Origin of the sequence: Coleofasciculus sp. G1-WW12-02 (assembly GCF_040219735.1) — a bacterium.
GTDB lineage: Bacteria > Cyanobacteriota > Cyanobacteriia > Cyanobacteriales > Coleofasciculaceae > Coleofasciculus.
In genome coordinates this window covers 1-18,801 of sequence record NZ_JAVJRX010000070.1, presented here as the reverse complement: position 1 = coordinate 18,801, position 18,801 = coordinate 1, and the positions used below count along the sequence as shown (strand labels likewise).

General features: G+C 45.1%; 15 protein-coding genes, 1 other RNA gene and 1 pseudogene. 6 read left to right on the top strand and 11 right to left on the bottom strand.

Annotated features, from left to right (window positions below):
• Positions 1-152: 152 nt before the first annotated feature.
• Positions 153-827 carry a hypothetical protein gene (locus RID09_RS12295; RefSeq protein WP_446336230.1) on the top strand — a complete coding sequence of 225 codons (675 nt, stop codon included), beginning with the start codon at positions 153-155 and terminating at the stop codon, positions 825-827.
• 237 nt (positions 828-1,064) lie between these two features.
• On the opposite strand, the gene RID09_RS12290 is transcribed toward RID09_RS12295, so the two are convergent.
• From RID09_RS12290 to ssrA, 4 genes are all read right to left on the bottom strand, one after another.
• On the bottom strand, positions 1,065-3,506 hold the full coding sequence (locus RID09_RS12290) for a WD40 repeat domain-containing protein (protein ID WP_446336229.1): 2,442 nt from the start codon (positions 3,504-3,506) through the stop codon (positions 1,065-1,067).
• A 496-nt stretch (positions 3,507-4,002) separates the two neighbouring features.
• Positions 4,003-5,664 (bottom strand): adenylate/guanylate cyclase domain-containing protein, encoded by a 1,662-nt coding sequence (locus RID09_RS12285; protein ID WP_446336228.1) that lies wholly within the window; start codon positions 5,662-5,664, stop codon positions 4,003-4,005.
• Positions 5,665-6,140: 476 nt separating this feature from the next.
• Positions 6,141-7,172 (bottom strand): helix-turn-helix domain-containing protein, encoded by a 1,032-nt coding sequence (locus RID09_RS12280; RefSeq protein ID WP_446336227.1) that lies wholly within the window; start codon positions 7,170-7,172, stop codon positions 6,141-6,143.
• Between the two features lie 385 nt (positions 7,173-7,557).
• Positions 7,558-7,948, bottom strand: a transfer-messenger RNA (tmRNA) gene (gene ssrA / locus RID09_RS12275).
• Between the two features lie 344 nt (positions 7,949-8,292).
• Here ssrA and RID09_RS12270 point away from each other — a divergent pair.
• Both RID09_RS12270 and RID09_RS12265 read left to right on the top strand, forming a co-directional pair.
• Positions 8,293-8,742, top strand: a pseudogene (locus RID09_RS12270) (zinc ribbon domain-containing protein); the annotation flags it as partial.
• A gap of 58 nt (positions 8,743-8,800) precedes the next feature.
• The gene (locus RID09_RS12265) at positions 8,801-9,139 is read left to right on the top strand and encodes a P-II family nitrogen regulator (protein WP_446336226.1); all 339 of its coding nucleotides are present in this window, start codon (positions 8,801-8,803) and stop codon (positions 9,137-9,139) included.
• Positions 9,140-9,187: 48 nt separating this feature from the next.
• Here the strand turns inward: RID09_RS12265 and rdgB are convergent, their stop codons facing one another.
• The 3 genes from rdgB to RID09_RS12250 all read right to left on the bottom strand — a co-directional run bounded on the left by rdgB (position 9,188) and on the right by RID09_RS12250 (position 11,663).
• A complete protein-coding gene (rdgB, locus tag RID09_RS12260) occupies positions 9,188-9,760 on the bottom strand; it encodes an RdgB/HAM1 family non-canonical purine NTP pyrophosphatase (protein ID WP_446336225.1) in 573 nt (190 codons plus the stop codon).
• Positions 9,761-9,763: 3 nt separating this feature from the next.
• Positions 9,764-11,188 carry a phosphoglucomutase/phosphomannomutase family protein gene (locus RID09_RS12255; RefSeq protein WP_446336224.1) on the bottom strand — a complete coding sequence of 475 codons (1,425 nt, stop codon included), beginning with the start codon at positions 11,186-11,188 and terminating at the stop codon, positions 9,764-9,766.
• A gap of 148 nt (positions 11,189-11,336) precedes the next feature.
• Positions 11,337-11,663, bottom strand: coding sequence for a hypothetical protein (locus tag RID09_RS12250; protein WP_446336223.1), 327 nt, complete (start codon positions 11,661-11,663; stop codon positions 11,337-11,339).
• 425 nt (positions 11,664-12,088) lie between these two features.
• Between RID09_RS12250 and psbO the strand changes: the two genes are divergently transcribed.
• Positions 12,089-12,925, top strand: coding sequence for a photosystem II manganese-stabilizing polypeptide (gene psbO, locus RID09_RS12245; protein ID WP_446336222.1), 837 nt, complete (start codon positions 12,089-12,091; stop codon positions 12,923-12,925).
• Positions 12,926-13,267: 342 nt separating this feature from the next.
• Complete coding sequence (gene acsF, locus RID09_RS12240) at positions 13,268-14,344, top strand: magnesium-protoporphyrin IX monomethyl ester (oxidative) cyclase (RefSeq protein WP_446336221.1); 1,077 nt, start codon at positions 13,268-13,270, stop codon at positions 14,342-14,344.
• Between the two features lie 363 nt (positions 14,345-14,707).
• On the opposite strand, the gene RID09_RS12235 is transcribed toward acsF, so the two are convergent.
• Together RID09_RS12235 and RID09_RS12230 are read right to left on the bottom strand one after the other, a co-directional pair.
• The gene (locus tag RID09_RS12235; RefSeq protein ID WP_446336220.1) at positions 14,708-14,911 is read right to left on the bottom strand and encodes a hypothetical protein; all 204 of its coding nucleotides are present in this window, start codon (positions 14,909-14,911) and stop codon (positions 14,708-14,710) included.
• Between the two features lie 96 nt (positions 14,912-15,007).
• Positions 15,008-15,856, bottom strand: a complete 849-nt coding sequence (locus RID09_RS12230; protein ID WP_446336219.1) for a lysophospholipid acyltransferase family protein — start codon at positions 15,854-15,856, stop codon at positions 15,008-15,010.
• A 619-nt stretch (positions 15,857-16,475) separates the two neighbouring features.
• On the opposite strand from RID09_RS12230, the gene RID09_RS12225 reads away from it, so the two are divergent.
• A complete protein-coding gene (locus tag RID09_RS12225; protein WP_446336218.1) occupies positions 16,476-17,291 on the top strand; it encodes a pentapeptide repeat-containing protein in 816 nt (271 codons plus the stop codon).
• A 170-nt stretch (positions 17,292-17,461) separates the two neighbouring features.
• On the opposite strand, the gene RID09_RS12220 is transcribed toward RID09_RS12225, so the two are convergent.
• Both RID09_RS12220 and RID09_RS12215 read right to left on the bottom strand, forming a co-directional pair.
• Positions 17,462-17,890, bottom strand: a complete 429-nt coding sequence (locus tag RID09_RS12220; protein WP_446336217.1) for an FKBP-type peptidyl-prolyl cis-trans isomerase — start codon at positions 17,888-17,890, stop codon at positions 17,462-17,464.
• Positions 17,891-18,200: 310 nt separating this feature from the next.
• On the bottom strand, positions 18,201-18,611 hold the full coding sequence (locus tag RID09_RS12215) for a hypothetical protein (protein WP_446336216.1): 411 nt from the start codon (positions 18,609-18,611) through the stop codon (positions 18,201-18,203).
• Between the last annotated feature and the right edge of the window lie 190 nt (positions 18,612-18,801).

Sequence of the window (18,801 nt, the reverse complement as noted above, 5' to 3'; positions counted from 1 at the left end):
GAGATTCAACATTTCACACGGAAAGCTTTTCGCTCTAATGATTTCCCTCTCGTCTCTTTTTTTGAGACAAAGGTGTTGTTATTTTACTTATTTTGTTATAACATTGTTACAAGTAATAAATACATTGAATATTACAGAAGGAAAAGAACACGATGACACCTCTACCCTCTCAACTTGACACTTGCAATATCGCTGAAACCACTGACCAGCAAGCGTTAGCAGAATTGGGAATTACCCAACTCCTCTCTTTTGTCAAGCACTACAGCGACATTGACTTCGATGCGTCGCAAATGCATCTAACGGATGCTGAAGTCCATGCGATCGCGAAGCTATTTATTCAGCAGTTGACCGAAAGTCTCAACGGTAAACTCATTGCTGGCGCTTTAAATACCCTGCGCCATGGAGAGGAAATAGAGGAGATTGAACCGATGAGTGAAAATGATCAAAATCTCTACTTTTATCCCACCCCTTCTCGCTGTCGGATCGCGCCTCTATCTTTGCATAGCCCAACTGGACGCTATAATCCCCAAGGGCGAAACTATCCCCGCCCAATTACTCAGCGAGAACAATACATCATTAACCTCTATTGTTACTGTGAATTAGGGATGGCACCCAAGCAGTTTTATGCCAAATGGGATGTCACTTATGAGCAAATTTCTCACATCTGTTCTCGTTCCCAGGGGACGGTTCAGAATTGGTTTAACCGAGGGAAAGGCTATCATCGTCCTCAACCGGTTGACTTGCGCCATCTGGCAATTATGGATTTTTTGTTAGAGCATTTTGAAGAGATACCTCAATCCTTGATCAACCTTCTGTGTTCGTCTTGATAGCACAAACGCCAGGTATGGGGGACGCAAGGGGGATCTATAAGGGGGACTGTGATTAATTTCTGGTTCCCCCGTGCAAAAAAAGCGAAGCATCCTCTGGTCTCCCCCTTTTTAAGGGGGACGGAAGGGGGATCTATAAGGGGGGCTAGGGGGGATCTCTTATTAAGTAAGGGTTTCAGCCTTAAGTTGACACCAATGAGCCGTACCGTACCCCTACAGACGCGCCATGGCGCGTCTCTACAAGGGACGCCACAATTTAATCGTCTGATCCTCACTCCCACTGGCGAGGAGTCCATTGGAATCAATGGCAAGGGCGTATACTGGAGCGGTATGATCCTCAAGGGTTTGTATGAGTTCTCCCCGATGCAGATGCCAAACCTTAATCGTCTTGTCCTCACTCCCACTGATCAGATATTCACCATCTGGACTCAGCGCGATCGCATACACGGCTCCTGTATGATCTGTTAGCGTAGCCAAAAGTTTCCCGGTTTCAAAATCCCATACCTTAATCGTCTGATCCTCACTTCCACTAACAATCGTTTGCCCATCGGAACTAATCGCCACCGCCCTCACACTGGCTTTATGTCCACTTAGCGTCCGCAATAGTTCTCCTGTCGCCAATTTCCAAATTTTAACCGTTTTATCCCCACTTCCACTAACTAAACTTTGACCATCTGGACTAATCACCAGGGAATACACCCATTCTTTATGCCCAAATAAGGTGCGGAAGGGTTCACCGGTGTTTAAGTTCCATAACTTAATTTTGTGGGAACCACTAGCAATGGTTTGATTATCCGGACTAATCGCTAGGGAATGAATCTGCTTGCGATGTCCAGAAAGCGTCCACAGCAGTTTACCCTGATGTAGATTCCAGACTTTAATATAACTGCGATTTTTCGACTGATCGCTACTGGCTAAAATCTGCCCATCGCGGCTAAGAGTAAGCGTCAAAACTCCACCAGAATGCCCATTTAATTGCTGAATGGGTGTCGAATTCAGGCTGATAATATCCCAAATCTTAATTGTACTATCACCCCCACAACTTAACAGGGTGCGTCCATGGGGATGAATTGCGATCGCGCTTACTTTGCCACTGAGTCCCGTGAACGTAGAGGCTAAGATCAAATTAGCACAGGTCTGCGGCTGTTGAGGGGATGCGATCGCCTCTAATAATTCCTGAACTTGATTTGCCCCCTGTTCATCTCCCACGGCGGCTAAACAGGATTGCAGCATCTGGCAATAGTTTTGATCCTGTTGTGTTAATACCAATCCCATCGCCTCAAATGCTTGCAAGCCTTCTATATGAGGCTGTTTCCGTTGTTGCAACCACGCTTTCACAGAGGACTTAATCTGTGTCGTTGCCCAGGATTTATCGGGTAAACAGCTTAAACTCTGTGCTAGTTTTAAACTTAGTTCCGGTTCCCAGTAGGGGCGTTCCCTGACGAGTGACTGTAACACCTCTTGATAAATTGAAAGGGTGGTTTGCATCACCACTTGAACTAAATCGGGATCAGAAACTTCCGCAATCAATGGCGGTAATAATTCTGGCAACAGCGGCGATACATCCGAGTGAACCAAATGATGAATATCCGACACCCAGCCAGCAACTAAACAGTGACAGGTACTTAAAAACTGGCAAAAGTTGTCCCAGTCGCCACGGTTCACTTTATAGGGGAAAATCAATTCACGCGGATCAATTCCAGCTTGTTGCAATTCCTCGGCTTCTTCCAGGTAAGCTAAATTAATCGCATTGTCACCCCCTTTGGCATTAATATCCTCAATACTCTTTCCCAATGCCAATAGTTTATCTCGTGTGGTTTTCCATTTCAGCGCCCGGACTTTTGCTGATTCATAGATAAAATCTCGATAGGATAGCTTGCATAAAGTTGAATAGCAATAACTGTCCTGTCCTAAACCCCAATAGGCGAGGCGAAAAATCATAAAATCGCCATCAATTTCCGACTCTAGAATTAAGGTTGGCTCAGATTTCAACAGACTAAAAAGCGCCTTAATACTCGATTCACTATGAAACCGCTTACTCTCCCACGCCCCCCCTAAAAATTCAGTGGGTCTCACTTGAGAGTGTAGGGGATAATGTTGACTTAAGAATTCTCGCAATTGTTGCGCCAAACCCAGTTCAATGTCTGGTACTTGTGAGTTCATCTCGCCAAACCGTTCAAACTGAACCTGGGGAGGGGCAATAAAAATTCGCAGGGGAATCGGACGATTGGGGCGATGAGGTTCTAGCAGTTGGGAGGGAAAGAGGCGTAGGGGCCAATGATCGAGGATTTTATGGACTTCCGGTAACTCAAGGGTGGTTTCCCGTTGATAGGCGGCGAGTTTGAGTAGGGTTTCGCGATGTTCGGCGACGAGTTGTTGCTGAAGGGCTTTCTGTTGCTGGAAGTGCTGCTGTTGTAGGTGATCCGTTTCGTCCAGGGTTTGCGCGAAAGCGTGAATCACGTCTGGCAGTTTGTTGGCGAAGTGTTGCCCCATCGCCATCAGTTTTTCCCTATGAGTGGGTTCATCGACCCCCTGATAGGGTAAGATAAGAGGCTTTGGTTCAGATGTTGGTTTTTCGTTTAAGGGTATACCACTGAATTGATTGGTCGTTTTCAGATAGACTAAGGTCTTAAAAACGGGAATAGCCCATTGCAGAAGTAATTTTAACCACGGCTCCATAACAGTTATATCCAGAGGCAGCATTGACCTGAATCGTCAGGATTGACGCTTGTTTTACCGTTGAACCACCATCTGTGGGGACTCTTAATGAACATTTTTCTCAACTTTAGCTTAAAAATAATGAGAGTATAGCGTTTATCACTTCTCTCTCATCCCCTAACCCCTTCTCTCCCCTTGCAAAAGAAGCTCCCGCATTCCTCTGTCCTCCAACGGGAACCATCACTTCCAGACGCTTCTAGCATCACAAAGCTCCCGCATCCTCTGTCCTCCCCCGTGCAACAAAAGCTCTCGCATCCTTTGGTTTCCCCCTTTTTAAGGGGGACGGAAGGGGGATCTAAAAAGGGGGGATAGAGAGGGGTTGGGGAATATCACTTAGAATTAGCCCCTAAATTTTTGATCTTTAAGCTCAAGCAAAAATAGAGCTAACTGGGTAAAACATTGAACCCGTTTTAACGGGTTTAAGCTTTTAGCCGGAACTTGAGTTCCAGGCGTTAGCTTAAGATCGGCTACCTGCGGTCACTAGATCAACATTCTCACACAGTACGTCCGTTGCGTTATATTGTTCCCACAAAACCCGATAGAGATGTAAAGGCGAAGTCTTTCCCTTCACCCAAACAGGTGGCATTTTTTCTAGGGGAATACTCGGATCACTCAGCTTCTCAAATGTACTTTGAGCCATTAAAATTTCCCCGGCTTGAGCCACGTCACAAATTCGACTGCTCATATTTGTCGTATCACCAATCGTGGCATATTGAATTAGATTTTTAGAACCGATATTTCCAGCCGCAACCGTACCAGTATTTAAACCAATGTGAATCTGAATGGCTCGTCGGTTTTCTCGAATCCATTTTTGATTTAAACGGGAAACCGCCCATTGCATTTCAATTGCTGCCTGTACCGCTAAATCCACATCATTGGGTTGGCGATAAGGTGCGCCCCAAATGGCTAAAATTCCATCACCAATATACTTTTCTAAGGTTCCTTCGTAAGGAAAAACAATCTCTTCAACAATGATCTGAAAATACTCATTCAGCATTTCCACGACTTGATGCGGTTCCATTTCCGCCGACATTTGCGTATAGTTGCTAATATCGGCAAACAAGGCAGTTACTTCCGTCTCTACCGTAGCTAAATTTCCTTCTTCCCGTAACTTGCGACTCACCGATTGGGGAAAGAATCGTTCTAACTTTGCCCGCATCACTTCCTGTTCCTGCATCTTCTTATAGAGGCGGGAATTTTCGATCGCGATCGCGGCTTGGTTCGCCAGACAGGTTAAAAACTCCAAATCCTCATCGGAGTAGATATCCGTCATTGACAAATTATCCACATACAATACCCCGATCACCTCATTTGCGGGTTTAAGTGGAACACACATTGCCGCATGAATCCCTTGTTTAAAAATAGATATTGAATCGTTAAATAAGGTGTCTTTACGAGCATCGTCCGTGAGAATTGCATTGCCATGATTGCAGACAAAATTAGTGATTTTACTACTGTAAAAATTATCTTCAGCCGGAATTCCGGAGCGCCAGTTTACAGCTTTTTGTTCCAGAATACTACTGGTTTCATTGACCATCAAAATTGTGGCGCGGTCAATATGCATGATCTCAAACAGCAAATCGACGATTTTTTGCAGCAATTTATCGGGTTCTTCGGGAGAAGACAGTTGTTTACTGACTTCCAGTAAAATTTGCAGTTTATCAACGGTTCGTTGATGAGCATCTCGTTGCCTCAGCTTAATAATAGAGTTTTCCGACTTATCGGGTTGCAATAAGTCAGTAATTGTAATTCGCGTTTTTTCCGGGGAAACTTGCTTAATAATTGAAATTTCAGTATTCGTGTCTGATGATCCAGTTTCTTCTACCTTAGGGATTTGCTCGACAAATTTGAAGGATACATCTCCTAAACGAATAGAATCTCCATCCTGAAGTTTACATTGCTCCACTTTAAACTCATTGACGAACGTACCATTGAGACTATTGAGATCCCGAAGTATCACACCGTCAGGGGAGAGCAAAATCTGAGCATGGTAGCGGGAAAGATAGCTATGGTCAACCACAATACTGTTATCCTCTTCCCGCCCAATTGTATTCGCTCCCAAACTTAATGGATAAATTTGCTCGTGCAATATATCACAAGTACAGATTAAGTAAGTCACGTTTTTAAAAGGGTAAGATTGCTGAAAATTGCTAAGGAAACACCATGTAGTTCAGTTAAATTGCCATGATCAACTCATGTTCTCTCTGTTTCCGGAAATCTCAGCAATTTTCCGGTTCAGTTTGAACCTTTAGGATGACAAGATTGGCGCCCCAAAAACCGTTCGGCGTTGAGTTTAGTTGCCTCAACTCAACCAGCAGAATTTGGCATTTAGTGCTTATCTAAGTAGTATTAGAATGGGTTTCCGGAGGATCGCGCTTCCAAAGGGCTTGTGATTCGGTATTGAATTACAAGAGAAGCTCTTAGTAGCCGAGTCTTATTTAATGTTTCTATATCACTATTCTGACTACAGGGATTCTGTCAGATAGATATGTGTTAGGAGTTGGTGAGGAATTAGCAAAGAGTCTATAAAGCTTCCCCATCTTTCAGACGTTCCACGCCTTACGTCTCTACAATCTTCTCTATTCTGGAGTCTTCCTAAAACGGAAATGCCTCAGGGGGAGCAATATCGGCTCCTGCTTTTACACCGATTTTGCTTGATTTAATCCCAGGCGTATGGGTCGATTTGCTATTTTCAGCTTTCGGAGAAATAGAGTTTTGACCAGAAGGAACAGGTTCAGGTTCCGTTGTGTTTTGTGGTGCAGATTGTTGGTTCGACATCCAGTTGAGTCCTCCCACCGCTCCTGCAATCAACGTGGCGTAACCTAGATATAAATGAACAGATTTAAGATGAAACCCTGTAGCTGATGGGTCTTTATACCAGGAAGGAACCACAGACTTGACCGGATCAGTTTCTGGCAAAGACAAGGCTAATGCTACACCATCTAACCCTAGAGCATAACCAAGCCGACGAATGAAACCACGAATATAAATATCCTCTGGTAGCTGAGCTAGATGTCCCGTTTCTAATGCTTCAATTTGATGAATGGGTACTAAGGTTTGGCGATGTAGTTGCTGAAGGCTCAAAGAGCGGGATTTACGCGCTCGTCGCAGTTGGTGACCGATTTGTAGCAACACATCTTCCCGCTCTAGGGTAAGCTTTTGCTCCGCTAATTCTGCTTTGGTGAGTTTCTTGCGCGATTTAGCTTCTCCAATCTCTCTATTCACTAAACTGGGCGATAGATTTGTCTCAACAGGATGGGACATTGTTTCTCCAGAACCCATGGGACATTCCGTCTCTTCGGTTTGGGGAATCTCCAACTCCTGTTCTTCTGTCGGTTGATTCACTTCTTCAGGAGCCACAGGAGCCACAGGAACAACCTTATACTGTCTCGCAAATTCTTGAAACGTCAACCTTACGGCTTCTCGCCCAACCGCCTTGACTAAAATATGGGCGTTACTTGATGCTTCTCCTAACATCGTCTGTAACCCAGCCATTGTGCGGCGGTAAACTTCACTATCGATCAATTCTGCCTCAATCTGATTCAGAATAGACCGCAATCCTTCTTGAGAAAGTTCAATGGTTGAGCTATCGATAAAACCATTACCATACGTAGGTCGCATTACCATAACTTGCTCTTGCTCGTGGTTGTTTACATATTTTAAGGATGAGGTACTCCAGAGTAAGGGATTTGGTTAGATAGGATTAATTCCCTTCTCGTGGACGGTCAAATCCTAGCATCCTTACCTCCAACATCATTATTGAATGAACACCAAAGCCTGAGTTTGGAGTTCATTCATCTGACCGCAACAATTGGCGAGTGAATTGACAAAGGCTGGAAGTCGTTTGATTACCTTTTTCTGTCATCAAGGCATTCATCCGGATAATCTGAATGATGAATTGTAAATAATTAATTGTAAATGATGAAAAAATAATCGACCCCTGGCAAATATAAAAACCCCTTCATTCAGCGTGAAGGGGTTTTATTGCATCTGAAAATTGAATTGGGATGGGGAGTGGAGCCTACGGGAATTGAACCCGTGTCCGCATTGGCTATTTACCTATCGATCATTCACAGGCTTAGCCCTTCTAATCCTCAGAGCGGGAACCATCCATTATCCCGGATGGTGGGATGCTTTGGTTGAGTTCTTTGCTAGCCAGCCGACCAAAGACAGCTAACCAGCGCATCCGTTGGGGTTGTGTTCTTAGCCCTTAACGGAGTCAGACTAAGAACGCTCGAACCTATAAGAGGTGTTTAAGCGGCTACAGGAGCTGCCTTACGAGCAAAAGGAACGATGTTGTTCGCATTTACTTTTTTTTGAGTCCGGTATTTACGAGAGAAGACTCACTCTCGACCTGTATCACGGGTTGGCTTTGACCAACACGTCGAAACCATTAAGGCCCCTTGCTGATATATTTCTCATTTTAATCAAAAGTTTGGCTATTGACCACTGTTGACTGAGAATTGGGGAAGTGCGAGAGTTTTGACCCTTGACGACTGAAGGCATAGTTTGTCGGGGCGGGTTTCACTACAACTCAACCTGCCCTGATTGAGTGTTGACCGTCTGGGAATTGGCGATTGGCGACGGGTAATGCATACGACACTCCAAACAACTGTATTCAATGTTACAAAAAAATCATTGATGGGAGTGTAATACTAAATCGCGATTATATCCGGAACCTCAATGAAGTAAGCCGGAGCCGGATAGAAGATGCTAACACGCCGAGTGACTTTCAGACTTTATCCAAATCGCTGGTGAACAGCTAAATGTCAAAAAAATGACAGGCAAAGCCAAGAAGGGTAAACGAAAACTACAGAAAGCTGGATTAAATCGGTCTATCCTTGACGTTGGTTTTGGTATGATTGGAGACTTGTTAACCTATAAAGCGGCTGAAGCTAATGGCTTCTATGTCGAGTCACCAACACAGAAACTCAAACCTACTCAGCGATGTGCTAAGTGCTGGGAATTGACTCCCAAGACCTTAGCAGATAGAGTTCATGTTTGCTCTAATCCCGACTGTAATCATGTTGAGAATAGAGACGTAAATGCTGCTCAAGTCAACGAGATTTGGGCAAGGGGGCAGGAACTGTCCTCTTTAGACGCCGAGTCGCCTAGCTCTACTGCATACGGAAGTATGAAGCAACTAGGGGCTAAGAAACGTCAGAAACAGCGACTTCAACGAAGTAAGTCGCCGTAGTTCATCGTGTCATGCTGGTCTGATAAATATAAAGAAACGTAAGTGAGGAGCTAGAATCTTGAAAAAGGTAGAAGCGATTATTCGACCATTTAAGCTCGATGAAGTTAAAATCGCCTTGGTCAACGCTGGAATCGTCGGGATGACGGTTTCAGAAGTTCGGGGATTTGGACGCCAAAAAGGTCAAACCGAGCGTTATCGAGGTTCTGAATATACCGTTGAGTTCCTACAAAAGCTCAAGGTGGAGATTGTCGTCGAAGATGCCCAAGTCGATATGGTAGTAGACAAAGTTATTGCTGCTGCTCGCACGGGTGAAATTGGCGACGGGAAAATCTTCATCAGCCCCGTCGAGGAAATTGTCCGGATCAGGACGGGTGAACGGAATCTGGAAGCTGTTTAACCTAACTTATGAATTATGGATTAAAAATTAAGTTTTCTAATTCATAATTCATAAAAGTTGGTTGAACTGGGGGAGGAGTAATTTAAGGGCTTTACCACGATGACTGTAGCGTCGCTTCAGTTCTGGAGTCATTTGGGCAAACGTCAATCCCTGTTCTGGCACATAAAAAATCGGATCATAGCCAAAGCCACCTGTACCCAGGGGAACCTTTAAAATTTTACCTCGGCACACGCCTTCTACTTCTGTTGCGATTGTGCTATTAGGACGAGCAATCGCGATCGCACAAACAAATTGCGCCCCCCGATGAGACGCATCTCCCAGTTCAGACAGCAACCGCTCAATCCGTTCAGCATCCGTTTTCCCATAACGTGCTGAATAAATACCAGGCGCTCCGTTTAAAGCATCCACTTCCAAGCCAGAATCATCTGCGATCGACCATTGACCTGTCGCTTGGGCTACCCCTAACGCCTTAAGACGAGCATTAGCCACAAACGAATCGCCAGTTTCCTCAATCTCGATTTCCGGTGGCTTAAGCTGCAATTCCCATGGCAAATCATCAAGATATGCCTGCATCTCCCGTAATTTACCTGGATTTCCAGTGGCAACAATTAGTTTGGTCATTTGTCATTTTGCCCAATCTTTTGCCCAACTGAGGGTTTGGCGAACTTGTTCTGGAGTTGAGGCTTCACAGTAAAGGCGTAAAACAGGTTCGGTGCCACTGAACCGAATCAGTAACCAGCTACCATTAGCTAAGCGGAATTTATACCCGTCGATTGTCTGACAATCAACGACTGCTTGACCATTAATCTCAGTAGGAGGTTGGGTTTGCAGTTGGTTAAGTAGGCGCGATCGCTCTTCCATACCTGCTAGATGTAGATCAATGCGGTCATAAACTGAGGTATAGCCTGTTTGCTCTTGTAAACGTTGGTAAAGTTGGCTTAAATCCATATTCGATTGAGCCATCGCTTCCAATAGATACAGGGCGGAGAGTAAAGCATCCCGTTCTGGGATATGAGTCCCATAACCAATTCCACCCGATTCTTCACCACCTAGCAAGACTTGGGTCGAGAGCATGCGATCGGCGATATATTTGTAACCAATGGGGGTTTCGTAGAGGGGCAATTGATAAAGCTGGGCAACTTTGGGAATTAGATCCGAACCACTAATCGTTTTTACCACTTCCCCCGTCCATTGCCGCCGAGATGCTAGATGTTCAATCAGAATCGGGATGAGAATTTGAGAACTCAGGAAATTGCCTTGTCCATCCACCGCCGCGATGCGATCGCTATCTCCGTCAAAGACTAATCCTACTCGTAAATCTGCCTCTGCTTGCCGTCGGTGGGTACGGATGCGGCGGAAGAGTTGAGAAAGGTAACGGGGTAAAGGTTCAGGCGCACCGCCACCAAATAAGGGATCACGGGAGCTATTGAGTTCCTGGATCGGTACATTTAAAATTTTGCTCAAGCCTCCTGCTGCTGCGCCGTGCATGACATCGGCAAAGACAGTTAATTTGCCTTGAGTAATCAGGTTCTGAATACTAGCCAAATTCACCTTTGAGCGCAGAGCATCACAATAACTTGACCAGGGATCGAAGAATTCGATTTTACCTGGTGTTTGCGCTGAGGCTGGTTTTTGAGCAAGTTGGGCTTCAATTTTTTGGGTAATTTCTGGCGGAACTGATCCACCAAATGCCCCCTTCACTTTTAATCCCAGGTAACTGGCTGGGTTATGGCTAGCCGTTAGAACCAAAGCACCTAGAGCCTTCTGATGATTTGCTGCCCAGCTAAATGCTGGGGTTGGCGCGTAACCCCGAGAAAGCAACACATCAAATCCTAAGGATTGGACAACCTCCGCCGTCTTTTTCGCAAAAGTTTCCGCCATAAAGCGCCGATCATAACCGACAACCACGGTACGGCTACCGCTGGTTTTGCCATAAATATCAGCGAGGATTTGAGTAGCGGCTGTCGCGACTAACGCTACACGCTCAAAGGTAAAATCGGCGGCGATCACACCTCGCCAGCCGTCTGTGCCAAACTTAATTTCATCCATACTCACTGCTCAAGAATAAGATTTAATAAGATAAACTGCTAAGACTGACGGCTGGATCTTAGCACCTGTTGCGCCAACTGTCTTGTTGGAACAAAATCGTTTAGCATAGTTCCACCAGAAGTCTCTACGACCCCCGCACCCCCGCAGCTTAAGCATTTTCTTTGGATTCATCTTCAGAAAACGCTTCCGGAAAATTCGTCAGCAGCGATCGCAGCTTCATCCGCGCCACATAGGGCCAGCCACCTAATTCTTCAATATCTTTGAGCAGCGCATACAAAGTTTGCCGATTGTCGGGTAACGAGTCCTGAAATAGGCTATCTCGAATCTCCCGGTGCGCCTCTTCCAGCGTCCGCAGCAGAGCTAGCAGTGTTAATGTGTCCCCTTTGTGGCTATTGGCTAACGCCCAAATCTCCGTCTTTAGAGCTGGCAATTTGACCTGTAGCGTCTGGGTATCTAACTCATTACTCAAATTCATCCTACCCCTGTCAATCTTAGTTGTTTCTTGCCACCCGCTTGATGGAAAGCGTAAAAGTGCCGCTTCCCGTGTACAATGAAGCGAGAAAAGCTAAGGTTCACGCTTTCGGCATCATGTAGGAAACACGGCTTAAGTGAGCCATCGTTCAATCTACTTTCGCGATCGCCGATAACCAGCGTGTGACCAAAACTATACCACGGTGTCAACTCCCCAAAGCAACCCTAGGGGTATAATTTAGTCTGGCAAAAACAAGCCTGATGTTGACCATAAGTTGAGCATAGTTGCGGTTTTATCTGAATCGGCGAGAAGACTCTCACTATAATCTTTAGATCAGCGTGAGGGAGGATGTCATGAACCACAGCCTGATTCAAGAATCACCATAAAAAATTTTTTCTTTCTTTAGAGATTGACGATTGAGGTTGACCATGAGGTATCGTGCATTTATTGTTGCCTTTTTGGCATTGTGTCTGGGGGTTTTAACGGCTTGTTCAGATGCAGCAACAGCGACTAGTCCTGATCAATTGACCTACGACCAGATTAGAAATACAGGCTTAGCGAATCTATGTCCCCAACTCTCGGAAACAACTCGTGGTTCTATTGCCATTGAGTCTGATAAGTCCTATCGAATTGTCGAGCTGTGCTTACAGCCAACTAGCTTCTTTGTCAAGGAAGAACCGACGAATAAGCGCAGAGAGGCAGAATATATCCCTGGTAAGTTACTGACTAGGGCTACCTCTAGCCTCGATCAAGTAGAAGGTGCATTAAAGCAAGCAGAAAATGGCAGCCTTGTCTTTATGGAAGAGGATGGCATTGACTTTCAAGCCATCACAGTACAGTTACCTGGGGGCGAACAAGTTCCTTTCATGTTCACGATTAAAAGTTTGGTTGCCACAACTGGGCCCAACATGACTAGCGTGAATACGTCTACGGACTTTGAAGGGGAATTTAAGGTTCCGTCTTACCGGGGTTCTGTGTTCCTCGATCCTAAAGGTCGTGGCGTCGCCTCTGGCTATGATAATGCGGTAGCGCTGCCTTCCAAAGCAGATGAAGAGGAATTCGTTCGGGCTAACGTTAAGCGCGTAGAGACCCGATCGGGTGAGATGTCTCTCCAAGTTTCTAAGGTTGATAGCTTCACCGGTGAAATTGCTGGTACCTTTGAGAGCGCACAGACTGCTGATACTGACCTGGGTGCTGAAGAAGAACCAGAAGAAGTCCTGATTCGAGGGATTTTTTACGGTCGCGTTGAAGCTGAAGAGGCTTAACGGTTAGTGCTTCGGTATTAAACGGTCTTTTATCTAGTAATTAGGGGCATGGCTATAGTCGTGTCCCTTTTTACGAAGGCAGAGGAGATGGGACATCAGGGATCAAAGGTGCACAAGGGTTCCGGGGGTTTCAGGTGCAGATTTCCTGTTCCGTGTTCCCTTAAAAACATGAACAAAGTTTAAGCAAATTTACAACTCTTAACCTTAACTGGATTTTGCACTCACACAAGACCTTGGTAGACTCAATATGCACCTCTAATATCAGCGTGGGTTGAGTCACCCCCCCAGTTGCCACATTCTCAAGTCCAAAATCGTAAGTAAAAGATAACGAGTAAAACAAAAATGGTAGATACCCTTAAAAAACCTAGCTTTGAAGAAATCAGACCGGGCGTTAAATCCCCAGCGAAGGAGACCATCCTGACGCCTCGGTTCTACACCACAGACTTTGAAGCCATGGCGCAGATGGATATCTCGCCGAATGAAGATGAGCTGTTGGCGATTCTTGAAGAGTTCCGTGCAGACTATAATCGCCACCACTTCGTCCGGGACGCTGAGTTTGAGCAGTCTTGGGAGCATATCGACGGTGAAACCCGCCGCTTGTTTGTTGAATTTCTAGAGCGTTCTTGTACAGCAGAATTCTCTGGATTCTTACTGTATAAAGAATTGGGTCGTCGTATCAAACACAAAAACCCAATTCTGGCAGAGTGTTTCATCTTGATGTCTCGTGATGAAGCACGTCACGCTGGTTTTCTGAACAAGGCGATGTCAGATTTCAATCTGGCGCTGGATTTGGGATTTTTGACCAAGAATAAGAAGTACACCTTCTTCCAGCCGAAGTTTATTTTCTACGCCACCTATTTGTCGGAAAAGATTGGCTATTGGCGCTACATCACCATTTATCGCCATCTCGAAGCCCATCCTGAAGATCGCATTTACCCCATCTTCCGGTTCTTTGAAAACTGGTGTCAAGATGAAAATCGCCATGGGGATTTTTTTGATGCGCTCATGAAAGCTCAACCGCAAATGTTAAATGATTGGCAGGCAAAGCTGTGGTCTCGCTTCTTCCTGCTGTCGGTATTTGCGACCATGTATCTAAATGACATCCAACGATCTGATTTCTATCAGTCGATTGGTTTAGATGCCCGCGAGTATGATAAGCATGTGATTAAGAAGACCAACGAAACCGCTGCACGGGTATTCCCAGTGATTTTAGATGTGGAAGATCCCAAGTTCTACGAACGTTTGGAAGTCTGTATTACCAATAACGAAAAGTTGACGGAAATTGCTAACTCCAACAGTCCGAAGTTCCTGCAATTTTTCAAGAAGCTGCCCTACTATGTCTCTAATGGCTGGCAGTTCGTGAGACTCTACCTGATGAAGCCCATGGAAGTTGCTTCTCAACAGGGCGTTGTTCGTTAGCTCATTAGGCGAGAGGTTTCCCACGACTGAACTCCTGAGCGTTCTATTAGAACTTAGGCTGGTCAACATAAGGCTAAATAAACCCTCGTCCATAGCTCGGCTATGGGCGGGGTAGTTGACGCTTAATCGAATCGGAGAAATTTTAGTTTTCAGAATAAAACTCAAGTTTTTTTATTTTCTATAGTGAATTTTAATCTGCGAATAAACAAGACTTAACTTTGAGCCAATAAAATACTCACTAACGACATTTTCTTCAGTTATTACAGCAGCCCTTATGAACCCAGTGATACTATCACTGGGTTTTTTGCAAAGGAGAAATCCCCGGCTGTTTTGACCACCAACTGCTATTAATAAACTAATGCCCTAAAAGTTATTGAGCTTCCGTTGTAGGTAAGCAATCGTTTCTCCTACAGCTTCGAGCTTACCTCTCAGTTTCCACGCACTTTCACTGTTTTCTCCTCTTGATTCAATGACATTAAGAGTCCGTTGGTATTCTATCTGACGCTCTAACCAGTAATCCAAATCCTGACGAGAGACGCCTGGAGACTGATCGGTAGAATTGCTCAAGGTACTATCCTCAACTCAACACAATGTTGCATCTTGCCACTTATTTCTCACCATATCCCCTTTTTCACAAAATTGCTGCCATTCTCATCAGCCGGATCAAATTCTACTAGCCACCTTAACTAAACAGTCAAGTTCCCATTGCATCTGAGTGCAGACTTTTTCATAGCAAGCATTGACATACTCGCGATCGCTGGCTGTATCACGACCATACCGTTCAAAGACAATCGGCGCACAAATACGAGTGTAAATCGGGACAGGCAAGGGAATATTGGGTAGAGGTCCAATCGCCAATCCCCATGGTAAACCTAAATAAACTGGAAAAACTTCCGGATCAAGACCAAATAGCCACGGGAAAATCCCCCAATCGTGTAGTTGTCGAACCTGTTCGTAAAAATCTGCTAGGACAATCAGCGTATCATGAGCGCCATAAGAAATAACGGGTATGATTGGTACACCTTCCCGCAATGCCAGCTTAATGAACCCCTGACGCCCCGCCAAATGAATTTTATTACGCATGCTGTGGGGACGAAAGACATCCTGAGCGCCCCCAGGATAGACAAGGACACTAGCGCCTCGACGCAAAGCTGCGATCGCCATTTTGGGATGAGTCCTGATTGCCCCCGTCTTAGCCGCTAGTCGTGCCGTGTTTAGGTCAATTTTCCAGCCATTGGGGTGCATCAAACCATAAACCGGATGTTCGGTACCAAAACGCCGGAACCAATCATACATGACCATGATCATATCCGGCGCGACAAGTCCGCCATTGTGAGAACCCACAAATAAGGCATTGCCCTGATCAGGAATATGATGCCAGCCATCGGTTTTCACCCGAAAGTAGTAGTGGTAAAACCACCCCCATAAGGGCATGAAAGATTGGATTGTTTGGGGATCACGTTCATCGAGTGACCACCCGGGTTGGTCATTTGGGATTGAGCTACCATTCATGAACGAAACAAAATGTTAGGTTGAGCGGATTCTGACCGAAAGCAGGGGAGTATAAGATAGACAACCTGAGTGACTTTCTTCCTTGAAACAGGATGACTTGCATCCTTCATAAATATTAACGGAACCCAACGCATAAGGCTCTGCTTGCGGTTCGCCAAGTCGAATGTACCTCAAATTGAACAACTTAGGTTACAGTTGTTCAATTTGAGGTATATTGCTGGCAAATATGGCTGATCATCACACCTACCGTTGAATAGTTCAAAATCAAGGAGTGCGATCGCTTGATTATCGAGTTAAATCTTCGACCGATAAATAAAAAAACCCCTAGGTAAGCCTTAAAGACACCGCTAGGGGATTCCCAAACAACCTAAACACTAAACAGGAGAATAACGACCACGTTGGAATACGTTTAAGCTCCCTTACTTAACTAGTTTGCACCCCCGGATGGCATTTTATGTTTAGCTATGATGAAAAGCGTGTAAAGATTTGATGAACTTTTGCTTCATTGAGTCATCCATAGCATATTTCGCTCTGGTAGGGGTGAGGGGCAACACCCATCACAATGCTTGGGGAAATCCTTGGGACATTGATAATACAACTCCAGTTTTCCCCAAACATTATGGATACGAACGAACTCCTGCGGCGTTATCTAGCCAGTGAAAGGAATTTTCGGGGTGCTAATCTGAGGAAGATCAATCTCATGGGTGCTGATCTCAACGGTGCTGATTTGAGTGGTGCTGATTTGAGTGGTGCTGATCTCAGGGGTACTCAACTGATTGACGCCGATTTAAGCAATACGGATCTCAGCCGAGTCAACCTTAGTGGCGCTAACCTTAAACAGGCTAACTTAAGCGGTGTCAATTTAAGTGCAGCTAACCTGAGCCGCACTTTCCTGATGCATGCTGATCTCAGGGGCGCGACTTTGATTGAGGCGAACCTCATGGATGCTGACTTAGCGGATGTTAATCTCAGCCGGGTTAATCTCACTCAAGTTAATCTCAGTCGAGGTAACTTAAGTGGTGCGAACTTATTTGGCGCAAACCTAAAGCAAGCTATTATGGTGGGCGCTGACCTAAGTGGTGCTTTTTTAATTGGGGCTGACTTAAGCGATACCAACTTAAGTGGTGCGAATCTCAGCGGTGCTGATTTGAGGGGAAGCAATCTCAGTCGGGTTAATCTCAGTGGTGCTGATCTGTTCGGTGTAAACCTGAGTGGTGCTAACTTAAATCAGGCTAATTTGAATCGGGCTAACTTAAGCTATACCAATCTGAGCAATACCAATCTTACGGGAGTTGATCTGCAGATTACCGAGGTAGAGAACGCTCGATTTGGAGAGAATGAGGGACTTTCTGAAGCCAGTATGCTTGATTTGCAGCGACGCGGGGCAATCTTGGAAATGACGAGTTTCAGTGTGAGGGAAACGCCGGGTTCTTAGCGGATGTTGATTGTGCCTTGTCTTTTGGCTCTCCCGTACTTGTGCTGGAAAACCCTCTATTTGTGATAGTTTCCCTAAAAACATTGTTTTGAAAGCACTACCCCCCCAAGTTTTCAGGAATAATCAGGTTTGCTTATCACCCTAGGTACGGGAGAGCCGACAATCTTGGGTTAAGAAATTTCAACTAACTGAATATCAAAGGTTAAGTCTTGTCCTGCCAGAGGATGGTTGGCATCTAATCTCACATTCGAGTCGGTGACATCGGTAATCACCACTGGAATAACTCGCCCGTTGGGTTGTTGAATTTGTAATTGCTGGCCGATTTCGGGATTCAAGTCTGGGGGCATTTTGTCTCGGGTAACTTCCAGTACCATTTCTGAGCGATGGGGACCATAAGCTTTATCCATAGGAATCATTTCGGTTTTGGAATCCCCAGGAGTCATACCCAAAACAGCTTGCTCGAAACCTGGAATGACCTGTCCAGCATCAATGGTGAATTCTATCGGTTCGCGATTCAGGGAAGAATCAAAGACTGTACCGTCGTTTAATTTACCTGTGTAGTGAATTTTGACGGTATCACCGACGTTAGCTTGTGCCATATTTATTTTCCTTGGATTTGGTCAACACCTCTAGGGTATCAACTCCCGCCAATTTTGCATTATTTCCCAAGTGCTATCGACAAGTCACCTCTAGGTGTTTGAGTCCCAACTAGATTGGGTTGTGCGAAAATTGGGGATTAAGCATTTTCTGTAAAAAAATCCTTTTTTTGTGATAACAGAAGCACATTACTTGAAGAATTTTTTCACTAAGAGCAATAAATCTAAGGGAATAGTCGGGTGAGTAAGGCTGAGTAACTCTGTTCATAAGCACATCGCTCTTACCCACCTTACCCAAAATAAGCCAAATGAACTAGCTTACTGAGGTGACATCCCGCTCAGAAGCCTCGGCTTCAGGAGTTGAAGCCGCCACTGCTTCTGGAGGAACAGGTATAGCAAAGTTATAAATCTCGAAGGATTCAGATAAAGGCGTATCCGTGACAGTTGCCTCCGTGGGTTGACTCTGACGTGCTTTGAGTTTTTTAACAGCGACAAAACCTCCGGCTACGGCGGCGATACCAACACCAGCGATACCGAGTTTTTTGTAGAGGTCGATTTTATTACCAACCAGACTAGAAGGTTCTCCAGAAGCAGTTGGAGACATACCCTTTTTACCAAAGGAACAAGGGAGGGCTTGAGTTGGGCTGACAGTGGTCAGTAAGAGGCTACCTGTAACGGTTACGGTAGAAAGGAGACTTGTCAAAAGCAGTTTGGATTTAGTCATGATTGCTATGGGATATACCTAGTCAGTGACAAAAAGCTTATCTAACAGTTTACAGACAAGCGATAGTGAAAGCCCCCGTCTTTCAAGCGGGGGATGAAACTGAGCAAATCGTACAGATAGCGGGATAAATCCCGCACGAATTTCTTGTTTAATGATACACTATAACTACAAACAAGAAGGTGATGAATTT